This is a genomic window from Ignavibacteria bacterium (assembly GCA_016707005.1).
Classification (GTDB): Bacteria; Bacteroidota; Ignavibacteria; order Kapaibacteriales; family Kapaibacteriaceae; genus UBA10438.
Window position 1 is genome coordinate 538648 of sequence record JADJIQ010000002.1, and the last position, 18071, is coordinate 556718.

Annotated in this window: 15 protein-coding genes and 1 pseudogene; 1 reads left to right on the forward strand and 15 read right to left on the reverse strand. The window is 53.3% G+C overall.

The window, feature by feature from the left end; genetic code table 11:
* Positions 1-68: 68 nt before the first annotated feature.
* The 3 genes from IPI29_05150 to IPI29_05160 all read right to left on the reverse strand — a co-directional run bounded on the left by IPI29_05150 (position 69) and on the right by IPI29_05160 (position 2176).
* Positions 69-716 (reverse strand): YceI family protein, encoded by a 648-nt coding sequence (locus IPI29_05150; protein ID MBK7411922.1) that lies wholly within the window; start codon positions 714-716, stop codon positions 69-71.
* A 72-nt stretch (positions 717-788) separates the two neighbouring features.
* Positions 789-1919 (reverse strand): cysteine desulfurase, encoded by a 1131-nt coding sequence (locus IPI29_05155; GenBank protein MBK7411923.1) that lies wholly within the window; start codon positions 1917-1919, stop codon positions 789-791.
* Entirely contained in the window at positions 1916-2176 is a 261-nt protein-coding gene (locus IPI29_05160) for a hypothetical protein (protein ID MBK7411924.1), read from the reverse strand. The genes IPI29_05155 and IPI29_05160 overlap by 4 nt, the downstream gene beginning before the upstream one ends.
* A gap of 133 nt (positions 2177-2309) precedes the next feature.
* Here IPI29_05160 and secA point away from each other — a divergent pair.
* Positions 2310-5450, forward strand: a pseudogene (gene secA, locus IPI29_05165) (preprotein translocase subunit SecA).
* On the opposite strand, the gene IPI29_05170 reads toward secA, so the two are convergent.
* The 12 genes from IPI29_05170 to IPI29_05225 form a co-directional block, all read right to left on the reverse strand.
* A complete protein-coding gene (locus tag IPI29_05170; protein MBK7411925.1) occupies positions 5451-6605 on the reverse strand; it encodes an efflux RND transporter periplasmic adaptor subunit in 1155 nt (384 codons plus the stop codon). It lies immediately after the preceding pseudogene.
* 2 nt (positions 6606-6607) lie between these two features.
* Positions 6608-8956 carry an ABC transporter permease gene (locus IPI29_05175; protein MBK7411926.1) on the reverse strand — a complete coding sequence of 783 codons (2349 nt, stop codon included), beginning with the start codon at positions 8954-8956 and terminating at the stop codon, positions 6608-6610.
* A 19-nt stretch (positions 8957-8975) separates the two neighbouring features.
* Positions 8976-9701 (reverse strand): ABC transporter ATP-binding protein, encoded by a 726-nt coding sequence (locus IPI29_05180; GenBank protein MBK7411927.1) that lies wholly within the window; start codon positions 9699-9701, stop codon positions 8976-8978.
* A gap of 69 nt (positions 9702-9770) precedes the next feature.
* Entirely contained in the window at positions 9771-10547 is a 777-nt protein-coding gene (locus tag IPI29_05185) for a UDP-2,3-diacylglucosamine diphosphatase (protein ID MBK7411928.1), read from the reverse strand.
* Positions 10501-11289, reverse strand: coding sequence for a sterol desaturase family protein (locus tag IPI29_05190; GenBank protein MBK7411929.1), 789 nt, complete (start codon positions 11287-11289; stop codon positions 10501-10503). The genes IPI29_05185 and IPI29_05190 overlap by 47 nt, the downstream gene beginning before the upstream one ends.
* Before the next feature lie 2 nt (positions 11290-11291).
* On the reverse strand, positions 11292-12188 hold the full coding sequence (locus IPI29_05195; protein ID MBK7411930.1) for an N-acetylneuraminate synthase family protein: 897 nt from the start codon (positions 12186-12188) through the stop codon (positions 11292-11294).
* 55 nt (positions 12189-12243) lie between these two features.
* Entirely contained in the window at positions 12244-13053 is an 810-nt protein-coding gene (locus IPI29_05200) for an SDR family oxidoreductase (GenBank protein MBK7411931.1), read from the reverse strand.
* A complete protein-coding gene (locus IPI29_05205; GenBank protein ID MBK7411932.1) occupies positions 13050-14381 on the reverse strand; it encodes an aminotransferase class III-fold pyridoxal phosphate-dependent enzyme in 1332 nt (443 codons plus the stop codon). Before IPI29_05205 ends, IPI29_05200 begins: the two co-directional genes overlap by 4 nt.
* Entirely contained in the window at positions 14374-15324 is a 951-nt protein-coding gene (locus IPI29_05210) for a transketolase (GenBank protein ID MBK7411933.1), read from the reverse strand. The genes IPI29_05205 and IPI29_05210 overlap by 8 nt, the downstream gene beginning before the upstream one ends.
* Positions 15321-16178, reverse strand: coding sequence for a transketolase (locus tag IPI29_05215; protein ID MBK7411934.1), 858 nt, complete (start codon positions 16176-16178; stop codon positions 15321-15323). The genes IPI29_05210 and IPI29_05215 overlap by 4 nt, the downstream gene beginning before the upstream one ends.
* On the reverse strand, positions 16175-17002 hold the full coding sequence (locus IPI29_05220) for a glycosyltransferase family protein (GenBank protein MBK7411935.1): 828 nt from the start codon (positions 17000-17002) through the stop codon (positions 16175-16177). Before IPI29_05220 ends, IPI29_05215 begins: the two co-directional genes overlap by 4 nt.
* Positions 16999-18009 (reverse strand): hypothetical protein, encoded by a 1011-nt coding sequence (locus IPI29_05225; protein ID MBK7411936.1) that lies wholly within the window; start codon positions 18007-18009, stop codon positions 16999-17001. The genes IPI29_05220 and IPI29_05225 overlap by 4 nt, the downstream gene beginning before the upstream one ends.
* Between the last annotated feature and the right edge of the window lie 62 nt (positions 18010-18071).

The following is an 18071-nucleotide window of genomic DNA, read 5'->3' on the forward strand; positions in this document are numbered from 1 at the left end:
AGCTGACGGGAGACCGTCAGCTCTTAGAGTGGAATTTTTACGTAGTTGATTCCGAGGAGGTCATGCTCTTAAGAATTTGCGAAGAGTTTGGCTTGGATCACGATCGATTCGCCCACGCTCTTACCAACGATTCCTTCTTTCCCGGTGATCTTGTGGTCGGCTAGGGCAACGGTGAAATTCGCATCGATCATGATCAGATTTCCGCTGGCACGCTTCTTTGTCTCGGCCGATTCTGCAAGGTACTTTATGCTGACGGTAGCCGTGGATGGCTTGGCGATCCCATGAACCGTAAAGGTTCCAACCGCCGTTGCTGTTACGACGCTCTTCCCGTCCTTAGTTTCGACCTTAACGTCCTTAAGCGACTTCACGTCAAACGTGATGGTTGGATGAGCGCCCGCGTCTAGCCACATCGGGCTGTACATATGGTCATCACGCTTTGAATTGGCGGTCTTCATCGAGGTTACTGGCACCTCAATACGCCCCGTTGTTGCCTCTAGGTTCGAAGCATCCAGCATGAACGACCCAGATACTCCGTTGGCTGTGCCGGTGATCTTCTCCATTGGGGCATTGGAAACGAATTCAATGCCGTTATTCCCAACGGCATTGTTCAGAGTGTACTTCTTTGACCCTCCTTGAGCGCCGGGGATGCCCGTTCCCGCAGCGAGAACTCCCGCAGCCGTCAACAAAATGGCCACTGACGCGATGATGTTCCGCATATCGATATTCCTGCAAAAGTGGTGACAACGTTGTCATTTGTGTGTTACGACACGCAATATACGCTTATGTGTTCACACACGCAAACCACGGATGATATCAGAAAGTAGTGTAACGGCGTTTTTCACGTCGTCAATCGTGTTGTTCTTCGACACCGAAAGCCGCACGGCCGCCTTTGCCTCATCCGAGGGTAGGCCCATCGCTAACAAGACATGAGACGGTTGAAGGCTGCCGGAAACACATGCACTGCCGTTGGAGACTGCCACCCCACCCATGTCCATGGACTGGAGGATGGACTCACCGTCGAGCTGATCAGCATCTCGAAACGACACATTCAGAATATTTGGCAGACTACCAGAATCGGGAGTATTGATCCGGATGTTCGGGACCAATTCCGTGACCAGCCTTCGAGCTTCTGCGATCAACGAACTCATGTGGGCAGCCCGTTGCTCCACTTCTCGAATGGCCATGCGGGCTGCAACAGCAAACCCTACGATCAGGGCTACCGGCTCGGTTCCTGCACGTCGGTTCCGTTCCTGCCCGCCCCCTTGCTGATGGGCTTTGAAATCGATCCCCTTACGGATGAACATCGCACCAACACCTTTGGGGCCGTGGATCTTGTGCGCAGAAAGCGAGAGAAAATCAACCCCTAGTGCTCCCACATTCAAAGGGATCTTGCCGAACGACTGTATTGCGTCGCTGTGGAGCAGTGCGTCGGGGAGAGCGGCTCGTATGGCACTGAGGTCGTTAACAACACCCGTCTCGTTGTTCGCATGCATCAGACTAACAAGCGTACGGGGCGTGTTCGATGTATCAAGTGCATCCAGACGAACCCGCCCAAATGAATCGACGGGCAGAACCCGGTGATCAGTACCGTGCCCTCGAAGGACTTCTGCCGGGTGGAGTACAGCATGATGTTCTGTGGCTCCCACATGAACGGCATCGGCAAGTGCCGAAACACCAACGCAGCTCTTCAAGATCGAATTGTTCGATTCTGTTCCACCGCTCGTGAACGTGATCTCTGCAGGGTGTGCCTCGAGGAAGGATGCGATCTCCATACGTGCATCTTCAACGGCCACACGGGACTGTCGGCCGAGCTTGTAGATACTGGATGCATTGCCAAAGCCCCCTCTCAACCATGGGATCATCGCCTCGAGCACGGCTTCGTCGATCTGGGTTGTTGCGCTGTTGTCCAGGTAGATCATGATACCCGCCCGAGACCCTTATAGATGTCGAACTTGGCGCTGTAGAGCACAATGTTCAATTCCAAATCTCTCAGTGTTCCGCCTGATGGCGAGAGGTAGAATGTGCCGATGTGCTCGGTTGCCGACTTTGCAAGCAGCCCCTTTTCATCCACATAGAACCGGACCAACTTGTAGCCAAGTCTATCCGGAGCCACTGCGGCCTGTGCGATCAGATTGTCCGGACTATAGACAAGCAGGTCTGGAGATGGTTCTGACATATATCGTCTTTCTGCGTCATGGGTTGGGGTGCCACCAAATTAACGAGTAATTTTGCAGGCTTCGACCATATCGTTGGCACCAAATGCCATCGACATGCGTCAATTGCGCATCGCTCTCAATAACCGCACACCCATGCTCAAGTTCTTACAGTCTATCCTTGGTGGCTCGAAACACGACAAAGACGTGAAAGCCCTGCGTCCTATCGTTGATGAGATCAATCGCATCTATGCGACGTACGCTTCGCTCACTGATGATGAGCTCCGTGCAAAAACGGTGGAGTTCCGCGAGCGCGTCCAGGCGTCGGTTCAAACCCTTGTGGAGGAAGCCGAGGCGATTCGTGAACGTCTGCGCACGGACGCCACAATCGAACACGGCGAACGGTCTGACCTCTATGCTCGCATAGCGGCCAACGAGCGTGAACAGTTTGAGACAGTTCAAGCAACACTTGACGATCTTCTCCCTGAGGCGTTCGCTGCTGTTAAAGACGCGTGTCGCAGGCTGGTTGGACACAAGTACATGGTGGTTGGTAACGAGAACACGTGGGACATGATCCCGTACGATGTACAGCTCATCGGTGGTATGGTCTTGCATCAAGGAAAGATCTCTGAAATGAGTACCGGTGAAGGAAAGACACTCGTCTCCACCCTTCCGATGTACCTCAATGCGCTTGCAGGACGTGGAGTACACCTTGTGACGGTAAACGACTACCTGGCAAAACGTGACCGCGACTGGATGCGCCCGATCTTCGACATGCTTGGCGTAACTACGGGATGTATTTAGTTTGAGATGCGTCCAGACCAACGTCACGAGCAGTATTCCGCTGACATCACCTGGGGAACTAATAACGAGTTCGGCTTTGACTATCTCCGCGACAACATGGTCACGGATGCCAATGACATGGTGCAACGCGGTCACTGGTTCGCCATCGTCGACGAAGTGGACTCTGTGCTCATCGATGAAGCTCGAACACCGCTCATCATCTCGGGTCCGGTAACTGCGGGTTCTACCGAAGCCGCGTTCGGAGAAATGAAGCCCCGTATCCAACGTCTTGTTGATGCACAGGCCCGTTTGGCAAACTCTATCGTTGCCGATGTTGAGAAGCTTCTGCAGTCATCCGCAAAAGAAGACCGTGCAAAGGCTGGTGTTGGGTTGCTCCGTGCTCACCGCGGTATGCCAAAACAGAGCAAGCTTCTGAAGATGCTTCAGGATCCGGACAATCTCAAGCTCATGAAGGAATCCGAGCTTGAGTATCTCAAGGATCAGGGTCAACGCATGAACATCATCGACCAGGAGTTGTACTTCGTGGTCGACGAAAAGAATCACCAGATCGATCTCTCTGATAAGGGGCGGGAGCTCCTCAGCACAGCGCAAGAAGACGCAGAGATGTTTGTGATCCCGGACATCGCGACGCAGATGTCAGCTCTGGAAGGTGACGCCTCTCTGCCTGCAGATGAGAAGACCCTTCGCCGCGACGAGCTTATGCGCGTCTTCTCCGAGCGGTCTGACCGCATTCACATCGTCAACCAAATGCTTCGCGCATATACACTCTATGTACGTGATGACGAATACGTGGTACAGGACGGCAAGATCAAGATCGTTGATGAATTCACAGGCCGCATCCTTGAAGGACGTCGGTATTCCGATGGTCTTCACCAAGCCATTGAAGCCAAGGAAGGTGTATTCGTAGAGCAAGACACACAGACCTTTGCCACCGTAACGTTGCAGAACTATTTCCGTCTCTATCATAAGCTTGCCGGTATGACTGGTACTGCTGAGACAGAAGCCGGTGAGTTTTGGCAGATCTACAAGCTTGACGTTGTTGTGATCCCAACCAACCGTCCAACACAACGGAAGGATCTCGATGATTTCATCTATCGTACAAAGCGCGAAAAGTACAACGCCGTTGTAGAGGCCGTCCAGGCCGAGCTTGCAAAGGGTCGCGCTGTACTTGTCGGTACTACGAGCGTAGAAGTATCTGAGCTCCTCAGCAAGATGCTCAAGCGCGCCAACGTACCACACAACGTTCTTAACGCGAAGCAGCACCAACGTGAGGCAGAGATCGTTGCCAACGCCGGTAAGCGCGGCGCCGTGATGATCGCCACGAACATGGCCGGTCGTGGAACAGACATCAAGCTCGATCCCGATGTGAAGGCAGCAGGCGGTTTGGCCATCATCGGTACGGAACGTCACGAAGCTCGCCGTATCGACCGTCAGCTGCGTGGACGTGCCGGACGTCAGGGTGACCCGGGCTCGTCTCAGTTCTTCATCTCTCTTGAGGATGATCTCATGCGTCTCTTTGGCGGAGAACGCATCGCAGCAGTGATGCAACGTCTCAAGGTACCTGATGGCGAACCGATCCAGAGTCCGCTTGTTACGCGCAGTGTAGAGAATGCGCAGAAGAAGGTTGAGTCCAACAACTTCGGCATTCGTAAGCGCCTTCTCGAATATGACAACGTGATGAATCAGCAGCGCGAAGTGATCTATGATCGCCGACGCCATGCGTTGATGGGAGAACGTCTCCGCAGCGAGATCCTTGAATACGTTCGTGAGATGGCTGAACTATGGTACGATGAATACCATCAAGCCAATGATGTAGAGTCGTTCAAGAACGATGTTCGCGTGAACATGCTCTGTGAGCCCCCTATCAGCGAAGAAGAGTTCTCGGGAATGAAGAAGGATGATATCGTCCAACGTGTGGTAGATGCAGCAGAGGAATATTACGACCGTAAAGAATCGATGCTCGGACCTGAGTTCATGGCGGCACTCGAACGTATCGCAGCATTGCGCTCGATCGACGATGAGTGGAGAGAACACCTTCGAAGCATGGACGACCTCAAGGAAGGTATCTACCTGCGCGCCTATGGTCAGAAGGATCCGATCCTTGAATACAAGCAAGAGGCATATCGCGTCTTCCTTGATCTGATCGTATTGATCAACAAGGCCACGATCGCATTTGCGTTCAAATATTTCCCGCAAGTGTCTGAGCCACGTCAACAGTCACAACAACAAGAAGCGGCGCCGCGACCAAAACCGGTTGCAGCGTTGCCTACCATCCAGCCTACGATCAGCGCTTCACGTCAGCTGCAGTTCTCACATCCAAGTGCCACTGGTTCCCTTGGTGCAGATCCGAATGCGGCGCCGCAGCAACACTCGACGAATACAGTCCGCAACGTTGGACGCGAAGTGGGCCGAAATGAACTGTGTCCGTGCGGTTCAGGCAAAAAGTTCAAATCGTGTCACGGCTTGAATGGAGATACAACGTATCCTGCCTGATCACTCAACAGCATCATTCTCTTTAAGGGCTTCAGCCGGGTGAAGGATAACCGTCTCCCCTTCAGTGAGTCCTTGTGAAACAGATGTAAGAAGCGCAGATCGCGGCCCGAGAGTCACGCTGCGCTTCTTCGCTTTCCCATCCTCCACAACGAACGTATACCAGCCGTTCTTTTCGCGCAGCAGTGCGCCAAGTGGGACGGTGACCACGTTCTGCTTCTCCCAGAGAACGATCCCTGCATCAACCTTGTAGGCATCTCCGATCACGGACGATACCTCAGCAAGAACAGCCACCACATCTACGCGCTTTTCTTCTACGCCAAGGGAGGAGACCTTCACACGAGCGGCCGGTTCAACCCGCGTCACCCTCGCGATGAGTGTGTCTTCTCCGCCCCAGCCGGTGATCAGTACAACTTGACCGATTCGCACCTTTACGGCATCTGTGCTGAGGACATCGATCACGATCTCCTGTTTCGTTCTATCCCCGATCTCCATGATCGGAGTTCCAGCCATAAGTGTCCGCTCATTCTCTTCATACCTGCGAAGGATCACGCCAGTGACCGGGGCTGTGATCGCAACGCGCTGTCCGGGTGCGGCAGAGACCGCCGCACGAATGGCACGCTCTTCATACGAAGCCGCTTTGATCCTGGCCTTCACTGCCTCTAACTCGCTTTGTGTCTGCAGAAACGCATCATGAGCATTCTCTGCTTGTTCCTTCGGGATGGCACCACTCGCCAGCAACCGTTGGGATCGTTCATCTCTTCGTTGATTCTGTTCGAGAAGCGGCTGCAGTGTGGTCAGTTGTTGCCGTGCTGCAGACACAGCAGCATTTGCTGCCTCAGCACGAGCCAATGTCTCGCTTCGCTGACGTGCATCCAGGGCAGGGGGCGTGTAAAAGGCCACGATCGCACCTGCAAGAACGCTGTCGCCGGGCTCAAGATCGATCCGTTCGATCGTTCCGGTGGAAGGCATTGCAATCACATATCGATCCGTGTATCGCATGCGTGCTTCTGCATCAATGGTCTGTCTCAGCAATTGTCGTTGGACCGTTGCCTTTTCAACCTTCATTGGTTTCGGTATGAGTGAAAACCCAATGAACCCCACAACAACGATCGCTGCGATGATCCAACCGACGTGTTTTGGTTTCTTGAACTTCATGGTCATTCTCTGGATTTTAGGACCGCAATGAGATCCAATTTTTGTAATCGTCTGCGAATGAAGAACCCACTTATCAGTGCAATAACGGTAATGGTCAGTGCCCCAAGACCTAGATTCTTCAAGGTGATATCAAACGGGAAGCGGAAGAGATCGGTGGCAAGGGCATCAGGAAGCAGTGAAGAGACGTAGGTCCCAAGTGCCATTCCTAGAGGCAAGGCGATCAATATGAGGACCACCTGTTCACCGAGAAGCACCACGGCGATCTCAAGCTTTGTAAAGCCTAGGACGCGAAGGCTCGCGAGTTCATTCCCCCGCTCCGATAGTGCGATCCGAGCTGAATTGTAGACAACACCGAACGCAATGATCGCAGCAAATGCCACGAGGTATGCCGACGATGCATCCATGTTTTCTTTGTAATTGTCATCGAAGCTCTGGATGGCTGTACTTCGAAGCATTACTCCGGCGATCGTTGGAGTACGCTTCACAACATCATAGAAATCCTGGAGGTGCTGCGCATCGACCTGAAGATATGCGCCGGAAAGACTCCCCTCTTCGCGCAGCAGTTCAGCAAGCGTTGCAGAACTCATATAGGCCTGCACACCCATGATCTCGTCAACCAGTCCAGTGATAATGAAGGGGGCTGACCTGCGATCTCCCTCAAGAAGTTTCACCGTGATCGTATCACCAACTGCAGCACCGAACCTTGCTGCGAGGTAGGCCGAGATCGTGATGCCCTCATCCGCAACGGGTTGATATACGCCCTTCATATCCGAAACACGATGCAGATCCGGCCTCTTCATTACCCCTGTAATGGCAGTTCTCTTCGTATGCCTGCCGAACTCGAGGTCAGCTCCAACAGCACGGAATGGTTCAACACGCATCACACCGGGAAGATGTTGAAGATCCATCACGGCCGATGCTGAACGCGGCAGGACGAACGTTACAATGGCGTCTTCGCGGGAGGCGCGATTGAACTGCACGTCGAGGATCGTGTCGAACATCTCAACCATGTATCGCCCCATAACGAGGATGGACATTGCCATAGCCACGGATAGGACACCAACAGCTGCACGCACGGGTCTGCGGACGATGTTCCGGACGATCATGAGCATAACGGGGTCGAGTCGACGGAAGATCTTCCACTTCTCAAGGATCCCGGCTCGATAGTTCTTTGGTGCTTCCGGTCGCATGGCCTCTGCGGGAGGAAGCTTCAATGCAGTGCGTACAGACGAGATAGCGCCCAAAACGGCGGCCAATGCACTCAGACCTACTGCTCCGAGGATGACCCCTTCAGGCATATCGAATCTCAGTACTGGGAATCGATAGAATCGCGTGTAGAGATCAACCAGCCAATCGCCGATGTAGTATCCTCCGATCAATCCCAAGACTGTTCCCCCGGCTACAGAGAATAATCCAAAGCCGATATAGTGAAGAGCGATGCGAACATTGCTGTATCCGAATGCCTTCAGGATGGCGATGTACATACGTTGGGTACTTACCAGCCGCAACAACGCAATGTTGAGAAGGAAGATCGCCACGCCAAGGAAGATCGTTGGAACGATCAGCGCCTGCACACGAAGTCCGGCGATCTCATCGGAGAGAAATCGGTGCGACATCTGATCCTCACGTCCGATGGCACCGACCGAGCCGTATTGTTTTAGAACTACATCAAGCTCTTCGATCACCATACGCTCACTAGCACCTGGTTCGAGTCCCACGAGTGCACTGTTGAATGCCCCCTTCATATCATAGGCAGCTGCGAGGGCACTGCGACCCATCCACATGATCCCGTATCGCTTATTGTCGATCATGAAGGTACCGGGACGCACCTCTAGGACATATTCCGAAGAGAGTGCGATACCAACGATAGTGAGGGGACGCCATCGACCGTTGATCACAGCGCTGAAACGGTCGCCCGGCTGGAACTCATTGGCCTGCGAGAACGCCGCCGATACAATAACCTCATCCTCTGCCCCTTCACGGATCCAACGTCCGCTCTGCAGATGAAGTCTATTGAGAAGGGGCTGCCCTTGATCCGGTACACTGGAGATGAGACCACTTGCGGGTTCGTTGAGACCAGGGATATCCAACATAACATCGGTCACCACGCGGGTCTCTACGTGGGCTACGCCGGGGATCGATTGAAGTCGTTCACGAACACTTTCAGGGACCCGGCGCGCCGAAACAAAAATGTCGGCGAACTGCGATTCTTCATAGTAGGCCCGCTGCGTGAGCACCATTGATGCCTCCACGCTTCGGAAGGCAACGAAATTCGCAATGCCGGATCCGATCACGATCACGATGGCCAAGAGCTGACCACGCATGTGGCCGATCTCTCGAAACAATTTCATCGTGAGAGCTTGCATCAGGTTACCACGACAGTTCCTTGGGGGACTTCCGGATTGCCGGTCGAAGTTCCTCGATGATCTCACCGCTTCGCATCTTGATCACTCGGTCCGCCATGTCGGCGATACCCGCATTGTGAGTGATAAGAGCAACGGTCGCGTCAAGCTCGCGATGCACCTTTTCGATCACGTCAAGAACCAGGATGCCTGTTGTGAAGTCAAGCGCGCCTGTTGGCTCATCACAGAGCAGTACATCCGGACGTTTCGCAACGGCACGGGCGATCGCTACACGTTGTTGCTCGCCCCCTGACATCTGAGCAGGGAAATGACTCATGCGATCTCCGAGACCCACAAGCTCCAGAGCCTCCCGCGGATCCATGGGATGGTCTGCGATGTCTGTTACGAGTTTCACATTCTCGAGAGCCGTAAGGCTGGGGATGATGTTATAGAATTGGAAGACAAAGCCCACGGCTTTTCGTCGAAACATCGTAAGCGCTTTGTCATCGGCATGGGTCATGTCCTGACCTCGATACGACACCGTCCCGGTGGTTGGCACATCCAGCCCGCCAAGAATATTGAGCAGGGTGGACTTGCCACTTCCGGAAGCCCCTAGGATCACGAGGAGTTCGCCCGAATTGATCGACAACGAAACATCACGCAGGGCCACAACCTCTACCTCGCCCATCGTATAGGTCTTGCCTATATGCTGCGCATCGAATATGACGGGGCGTTGTGAATGGTCCTCATGCATTGCAGGCGCAATGTACGCAGAGGAGGTAGACGGGTTTCATGACGGAAGTCAGCGATCCGATCCTTGGCCCTAATGACACTCTCTCACGGCGATCTCGCCGGAGTGACCAATCGTAATGTACTGCGAGGGTTTGTCCGTCCAGCAGCCCGAGTTCACATACCGAACGTCGTCAACCATGATATCTACGGCTCGATGGGTATGACCGCAGAAGACCACATCTGCTTGGTGCTTCTTGCGACCATGAAGGGCGGCATCGTGCCCTACCTTGTCGCTGAGGCGAAGCCACTTCTTGCTGGTTCGTTTTACCCACCTCGATGCGCGGTGATGTGGATCAAGCTTTTGGATGACGAGGTAGATCCAGGAGGCAACGGCCGTCACAAACACATGTTCGGTTATCCATTTGTCGAACTGGTGACCATGGATGGCTAGGTATCGCCTTCCTTGTCCTTCCCACACGTATTCTTCATGGACGGGTACACCCAGAAGGTGGGTGAGGATCTCGGCAACGCCGCCGTCGTGATTGCCAACAACCCAGACCACCTCAATGCCCTTGCGCGGATTGGACGCCTTCCTGATGTAGGACAGGAACTTCCAATCATCACGTGTAAGACGTTTGAAGTTCAGATCATCAAAGACATCTCCATTGAGGATCAGTCTGCTGAACTTCAACATTCTCATGAGTTCGATCAAGCGTTTAGACCGAGACACATCCGAGCCGAGGTGGATATCTGACACGATCAACGTGTCGAGATCGGCCTCATGGTCAAAGTGTACCGGCTGCAACTCATGATCGGCAAAATCATGTTCCTGATCCGGTGCGATCGCTGGTGAAGCTTCTGAAGGCATAGGCGTGTTGTGACATGTAGTTGGTCGGGAATCCTTCTCCAATGCCATAACCGGTTGGCTTACGGTCTGCAGGAAGATACGCCGTTCCAAACAACCAGTCCCACACGGCCATCTTCGTCGAAAAATTTCGATCGTGCGCATCGACATCGATCGCATGATGCCAGCGATGCATTTCCGGACCATTAAAGATGCGTTGAAGTCGACCGCTGCGAACATCGATGTTCGAGTGGATGTACATGCCCCATACAGCATCAATGCACCCCTTGATCACCGCCACCTCGGGTGATGCCAAGAGAATGATCGGCAGGAACTCAACGGTCTGGTTGATCAGGATCTCGAGAGCGTGAGATCTGCTCCCACTGAGCCAATCAACATCCTTCGTTGAATGATGTGCCTCGTGTAAACGCCAGAGATAGCCGTTCCGATGCTGCCACCGGTGAAACCAGTAGATGTAGAGATCGTGCACCACGAAGAATACGAGTACCTGGAGCCACATCGGAAGATCTCGTACAATGTGATACCGCTCAAGTGATGTTGAGGCGTCGATCCACCCGATCAGTCCAAAGATCACCAACCCCAACACGTAGCTCTGCACGAGTGAATACCATACAAAGTCATTGAGGAATCCTTCTCGAAAGATCCGCTGTCCCGGAGTGTATGGAAAACACCGTTCTAGAACGATCATGATCACAGCACTGAAGATCGTAATGACCAGGGTGATCCAGGTCAGATCAATACCCATGGTTATGCAAGGGCCTCTGAAGAACGAACGCGACGTAGCTTGGAGCGTGGACCGATCTCACTGTCATAGACGCGTTTAACTCCGTCACCCATAGCCCCCTCAATATCACGGATATCACGAACAAGTCGACCCAGTCCGCCAACTTCCACACTGGCTGCCTGATCCGAACCCCACATTGCACGGTCGAGCGTTATGTGGCGCTCTACGAACCGCGCACCTAATGCAACGGCCGCATAGGTGGTTGCCAAACCTACTTCGTGACCGGAATAGCCGATGGGGATGTTGGGGTAGAGCGCCTGCAACGTTTGGATCATCTTGAGATTCAATTCGATCGGAGGACATGGATAGCTCGAGGTAGCATGGGCGATGAGCAATGCCTCTTGGTCCAATGAGGATACCGCATGTTCGATCTCCTCCATCGTGGACATCCCCGTAGAGATGATAAGGGGCTTCCCTGTTGATTGCATTGCTCGAAGGAGTGGCAGATCCGTCAATGAAGCCGATGCGGCCTTATAGAACGGAACATCGAAATGAGCTTCCATGAACGCTACTGCTTCTTCATCCCAACAGGATACTGTCCAGTCAATACCATGTTCACGACAATACCTGTCGATCACTGCATAGTCTTCGGCGGTGAACTCCACCTTGTGTCGATAGTCGATATAGGTCATCCTCCCCCACGGCGTATCACGTTCAAGAAGCCATTGATCCTTGGGCACACACAATTCTGGCGTGCGCTTCTGGAACTTCACACAGTCCGCTCCGGCTGCTACTGCGCCGCCGATCATCTTCTTCGCAACGTCGAGCGACCCGTTATGATTGATCCCGATCTCAGCGATGATGTAGCATGGCGAACCATTTCCGATGCTGCGGCTTCCAAAGTTTCTTGAAGTATTCATAGTGGGTTCCGTGTGAAAGTGTTCGTGGGTGTGTGAATTCTTGCGTGTACGATGTCTACCAAGCGGTCCACCCGCCATCAACAATGAGATTCTGCCCTGTCATGTATCTCGATGCATCACTTGCCAGAAAGACCAATGCCGCTTGATAGTCTGTAGATGTCGCCATTCGACCTAGCGGGGTGCGGCGACTGTATTGCTCAATAAACTGTTCGCTCTGTCCATTCTCTACGCCACCTGGTGAAAGGCAATTGGCTCGCACTCCTCGATGTCCCCAATACGTGGCAAGGAACTTCGTGAGCATGATCACGGCTCCCTTACTTGTGGGATAAGCAGCGCTCTTGTAAAACGTTTGCTCACCTGATGTCGAGCGATAAATGCTCTGATCGGGCGCAACTACACCATAGGTTGATGCAATGTTGATGATCGATCCCTTACCGGACTCTGCCATGATGGATCCAATGATCTGACTCATCAGGAATACTCCGGTGACGTTCACGTCCATCACTCGTCTGAAGAGCTTCACCGGATAATTCTCGAATCTTGAGGACTCTACTGATGACAAGGGGCTCTCCACCATGTCGTTCATGGCCGCGTTGTTCACAAGGACATCTACACCGCCATGCTCGTCCAACAATCGAGAACGCAACTCCATGATGGTCTCGTCATTCGTTACATCGAGTGCCATTCCAACATGTTGCGTCCCGAGGTTCTGTGCCACTTCTTGAGCGGCCTTGGCAGACAGGTCACATGCGAACACGGTGGCGCCGGCATCTGCAAGTGCCTCACAGTGCCTTCTTCCAAGGAGTCCGGCCGCCCCGGTCACCACTGCTACTCTACCATCGAGTCTCATCAGATCTTTACTCATGCGCCTACACTCACGTTGCGTGGTTTGGTGTTGAAATTGCCGGTACGTCGGAACACCGGCTGCACAGGCGTTCCCCGGAGTTGTGCAAGCAGGTTGCTACTGCTTACTGCTTCACGAAGAAGTAGGAGTACCTCGTGATACGACTCAAGAGTGTACGTCACATCGGCAGGTGTATGCGCATATGACATGTTGTGGAAGCCTCCCCACAGGATTCCGCGGGCGATCATCTCTTGCTGCACGTAGGACTTCATCAACATCGGGTCGGCAACTGATCCATCAAACGCCACGATCGTACGTGTGCCAAGCCCCTTACATGATACGTAGGGTATTTCTAGATCTTCGATGAGAGAGTTCAGACCATCTCGAAGCTGACAGCCGAGTTCTTCGATCCTGCGCGGCACATCGTTGTCGGCCAGATATTGGATCGTAGCTTTTGCTGCTGCTAAGGACAGTGCCTCACCACCGAATGTTGTGAAGAAGAACACGTCGTGTGCGCAAAGCTTCATGATGTCTGACCGACCCGTTAAGATCGAAAGGGGCATGCCATTGGCAACGGCTTTCGAGAAGCAGGCGAGATCAGCGCGGACGCCAAATCGTTCCTGAGCACCGCCAAGTGCGATGCGGAACCCTGTCCACATCTCATCGAAGATGAGGAGTATGCCACGTTCATCACAGATCGAACGCAGGGTTTGCAGGAATCCGTCACGGGGCTCCTCAAACACCATTGGCTCGAGGATGATCGCAGCCGTGTTGTCATCGATCGCAGCGAGGACACTATCAACATCATTGTAGTTGAACGTATACGTCAGGTCCTTCACCGATCGCGGAATACCTGCATCACGATCCGTTGTTCCGATGTACCAATCATGCCAGCCATGATATCCACAACAGACGATGGTATCCCGACCGGTAAATGCACGTGCCAGTCGAACAGCTGCTGAGGTAACGTCACACCCGGTCTTAGAGTATCTGACGGATTCTGCGTTCGGAACGATCGATCGGACGAGTTCGGCCACTTCCACCTCAAGGGGATGCATCAACGAAAACGTGATACCATCCTTGAGCTGACGTTCAACGGCTGTATCCACAACTTCGTGACCGTATCCTAGGATCAGCGGGCCAACGGCCATCGTGTAGTCGAGATACTTGTTCCCATCAACGTCCCAAAGATGTGCGCCCTTTGCCCGCTCTGCATAGATCGGCGCAACACCCTGTACGTATTGCCCCGGACCCTTGGCATGCGTCTGTGTGTAGGCAGGAATGAGTCCTTCTGCACGTTGAAGGAGCTGCTCGGAACGAGTGATCGTAGGATACTGTGCGTTAGGCATACGACGGCTCCAGGGACTGACGTTCGATACTTCGCTGAAGGTGCTCCTTGATCCGACGTGCAATGTGGTCACCATTCAGTCCTTCATTCTCAAGTACATCGGGAAGGATCGCCGGACGGAACCATGTTGTAAATCCGATCGGAAGGACATCCACCGACTTGCGACGCTGGACAAGGATCTCAGAGACGATACTGAAGAGACCGTTCGTAAGGAAGTGATCCTCGAGTGTCACAACGAGATCGCTATTCTCCGACGCTTCGAGAATTCGTTCTTCGTCGATCGGTTTCAATGTCCGCAGATTCACAACCTGCACAACGATCCCCTGTACGGCTAACATCGATGCTGCCAGGACGGCATGACGAAGCATCACGCCGTAGGTAAGGATGGTAACATCGCGCATACCGAATGTTGGACCGGCAACGATCTCGGCCACACCAGGAGTGAATGCTGGTTCGTGATCAACAGCAGCCGGCGAATTGGTGTATCGCACGTAGTATGGCTTCCCGCTGAAGATGATGTCTCGAAGGCCGATCTTGAGGTCCTCTTCATCGGCTGGACAGAAGACATTGATATTCGGGATCCCACGCATGAGTCCAACGTCATCGATCGCCTGATGCGTAGGACCGTTTGCATCGCTCAGTATCCCCGGCACCATTCCAACCATGATGACCGGTAAGGCCGGAATACCAACGTCATCTCGAATGAACTCAAAGGCTCTGAGAGTGATGAACGAGGCAAGTGCATGGGTCACAACGATCCTTCCTCGCGCGGCCAATCCGGCAGCCATGCCGATCATCGTCTGTTCAGCAATGCCAACGTCGATGAATCTGTCGCCCATAAGGGGCGGTGCATTGCGCATGTGCCCCCTATTCTCGGCTGTGAGGACCATCACTCGTTCATCGGAGCGGACGCAATCAAGGAGTATTGACTCATAAGGGATCATCGCACCACCATGGTTTCGGATGTGAGTGTGGCCTGGGTGTGTCCGTGCAGTTCTTGGATCAAGGCCGATACTTCCTCGTGTGTGAAGTTGCAGAACCATCTGTCTGCGCGTTCTGCGATGCTCGGCACACCTCGTCCGCGTTGTGTATCGGCGATCACAACAGTAGGGGCCCCATTTCGCGATGGGAGTGACGAGAACACACTATGAAGATCATCGAAGTCGTGACCGTTCACGGTCTCAACGTTCCAACCAAATGCCTCGAACTTTGTTGTAAGGGGCTCAAGAGGTATCAGCTCTTCAGTACGAATGTTCGCTTGGAAGAGATTTCGATCCACCACAGCGATCAGATTATCGATCTTCAGTGCATGAGCTGTGAGGCAAGCCTCCCAGATACTCCCCTCGTTGAGTTCACCATCACCGAGAACAACAACAACTCTGCTATCTAGACCTTTCATTCGTATGTCAACGGCCATACCAAGACCAACGCTCAACAAATGTCCCAGCGAGCCACTGTGGAACTCTACGCCCGGAATGTTTCGATTGGGATGCCAATACAGATCGTCATGAACGCGCAAGTGATTCTTGAGTCGATCTCGCGTGATGAATCCCAATTCAGCGAATACGCCATAGAGGGCCGGTACATCATGCCCCTTTGAGAGTAGAAGGACATCACGGTCTGGTGAGGCTACGGTGTCGGGCGTAACGCGCAGATACGTCGTGTAGAGGTACACCAGCAGGTCTGCACATGACAAGGATGCACCGGTGAAACACCCGCCATCGGTTGACATGCGCAGAATGTGCTCACGTACGCGAAGGGACATTTTCGGCAGTTCAGAAAGATGGGCTACGTTCATGCGGGTTGGGATGAAGATGGGTAGTCACGAGTGTGCCGCGCATCGATGGTTCGGAGATCTGTGAGATGATCTCGGTACCAATTCACTCCGGCGAGGTGTGCATTGACGCCAGCGATCTCCGGATGATCGTTCAGGAAGGAGAGGATCTCGTTTGTCCCGAAATGGGGGGACTGGCAATAGAGATTGTCATACACCGCTTTGATGAGCATGTAGTCTTCCGGATAGTCGATCGTCCAGCGCTGACTCATACTCAGATCAGGTCCGTGATGCCACGTCACGTTTGCCGTACGAACACCAGCGTTTCCGTCCCACATCCAGGGCGTGGTATGCTCCCGTTCATACGGAAGAAGAGCTGCATACCACGCCCGTTCGAGGATCTTCACACTCATCACCTCTACGTCATTACCATCAGGCCATGAGCCGGGATGAAGGTTGCTGACGTAGTCCACTGTGCCTTGATGTGCGAGATATGATGCGATAACGGTGTCGATGATTCCGGGATCGATAAGTGGACAATCAGACGGGATCTTCACGATGACGTCTGCACCAAACGCTTGAGCGGTCTTGAGATGCCTGTCAAGGAGGTCATGAGGATGTCCGCGGTACACATCATACCCTGCCTCAGAACATAGTCGACAGAGCTGATCATCAGAAGGGTCAATTGTTGTAGCAACAACCACCTTGCTTGCCAATCGTGAGCGCGATACCCGTTCGAGGAAGCGGAGGAGAAGGGGCTGTCCAGCCAACGGCAGAAGCACCTTTCTTGGAAGTCTTGTCGAGCCCAATCGCGCCTGACAGACGATAACGATCCTCGGTACGGTCATGCTGCGCTCGCGATCATCTGTTGAGGATGTAATGCTGCAACTCGTACCCCTAGCGAGTCCACAACTTCTTCACATACCGAAGCAATACGTTCAGCTGATCTTCCGCCATTCTGAATTGGACATAGCTCGCGCAGGGTTTCGATCGGGAAGTCGCTGTATACTTCCTTCCCGAGCGCAATACCGACGTAGACACATGAAGAGTACTTTGTTATCAGTGTATCACAGTGTGCGATGAGTGGTTCGATCGGTCTGCCTGTGATCACCTCCGCGCCGGGCGCCCACTTCTCGATCTCAGCTACCGCTCTTGAGGCAACTTCATTCGGATGGAGCTTGAAGATGAGTTTACGGCCGTTGGCGATCGCAAGGGACCGCTCGATCGTAGCCTTTCTGTTTTCGTATTTGAACGTCTCCCGCGCATCACTCGTGGCCACGAGTACGAAGTTGCGATGTTCGAATTGCTGTGCTGTGTACTCTATACAGTTGTCGAAGTTCGGTATTCCCGTGACGGCGATCTTGGAGTGCTTCGCCCCTTTTTGAATGAAGTGGCGTTTGTATCCCTCTGATGCCACGCACATGCGCATATAGGCGTCGGACATCCCGAACGTTGACGTAGACGCGAGGTACCGTGGAAGTCCCAGGTACTTGACGAGATAGTAGGCCATGTTCTCCGGATCGGTCATGCCCTCTTGGACCAAGACCACACGTCCGTGACGGATGTTCTTTGGGACAACGAGATCGCTGCATGTTACCACCAGGTCATACATGTGGCGAGAGCCCCGAAAGTCGATCTGTTTACCGTGTTGCTCAAGAAAACCTAATGCCCGCGACTGATGGCCTTGGCCAGCAACGGTCCATTCAATGAGCTTTCGTTTTTCGAGGATCCCGATGAATCCGTCAGTGTAATGGGGAGTGAACCAGCAGTCGTGGTGGAGAAGATGTCGAGATATCTTTTCCATCATCGTGGTCTGATTCATCGATCCGCAGATGAACAAGATCCGGCGTCGTATTCTCATGACGCAAATCTCGTTCGACAACATCACGCACGTGTAACCGCTACATCAAGGTATTG

Bases quoted from the DNA above. Each gene is read 5' to 3' on its own strand.
- IPI29_05150 (MBK7411922.1), bottom strand. From the start codon at position 716: ATGCGGAACATCATCGCGTCAGTGGCCATTTTGTTGACGGCTGCGGGA.
- IPI29_05155 (MBK7411923.1), bottom strand. From the start codon at position 1,919: ATGATCTACCTGGACAACAGCGCAACAACCCAGATCGACGAAGCCGTG.
- IPI29_05160 (MBK7411924.1), bottom strand. From the start codon at position 2,176: ATGTCAGAACCATCTCCAGACCTGCTTGTCTATAGTCCGGACAATCTG.
- IPI29_05170 (MBK7411925.1), bottom strand. From the start codon at position 6,605: ATGAAGTTCAAGAAACCAAAACACGTCGGTTGGATCATCGCAGCGATC.
- IPI29_05175 (MBK7411926.1), bottom strand. From the start codon at position 8,956: ATGAAATTGTTTCGAGAGATCGGCCACATGCGTGGTCAGCTCTTGGCC.
- IPI29_05180 (MBK7411927.1), bottom strand. From the start codon at position 9,701: ATGCATGAGGACCATTCACAACGCCCCGTCATATTCGATGCGCAGCAT.
- IPI29_05185 (MBK7411928.1), bottom strand. From the start codon at position 10,547: ATGCCTTCAGAAGCTTCACCAGCGATCGCACCGGATCAGGAACATGAT.
- IPI29_05190 (MBK7411929.1), bottom strand. From the start codon at position 11,289: ATGGGTATTGATCTGACCTGGATCACCCTGGTCATTACGATCTTCAGT.
- IPI29_05195 (MBK7411930.1), bottom strand. From the start codon at position 12,188: ATGAATACTTCAAGAAACTTTGGAAGCCGCAGCATCGGAAATGGTTCG.
- IPI29_05200 (MBK7411931.1), bottom strand. From the start codon at position 13,053: ATGAGTAAAGATCTGATGAGACTCGATGGTAGAGTAGCAGTGGTGACC.
- IPI29_05205 (MBK7411932.1), bottom strand. From the start codon at position 14,381: ATGCCTAACGCACAGTATCCTACGATCACTCGTTCCGAGCAGCTCCTT.
- IPI29_05210 (MBK7411933.1), bottom strand. From the start codon at position 15,324: ATGATCCCTTATGAGTCAATACTCCTTGATTGCGTCCGCTCCGATGAA.
- IPI29_05215 (MBK7411934.1), bottom strand. From the start codon at position 16,178: ATGAACGTAGCCCATCTTTCTGAACTGCCGAAAATGTCCCTTCGCGTA.
- IPI29_05220 (MBK7411935.1), bottom strand. From the start codon at position 17,002: ATGACCGTACCGAGGATCGTTATCGTCTGTCAGGCGCGATTGGGCTCG.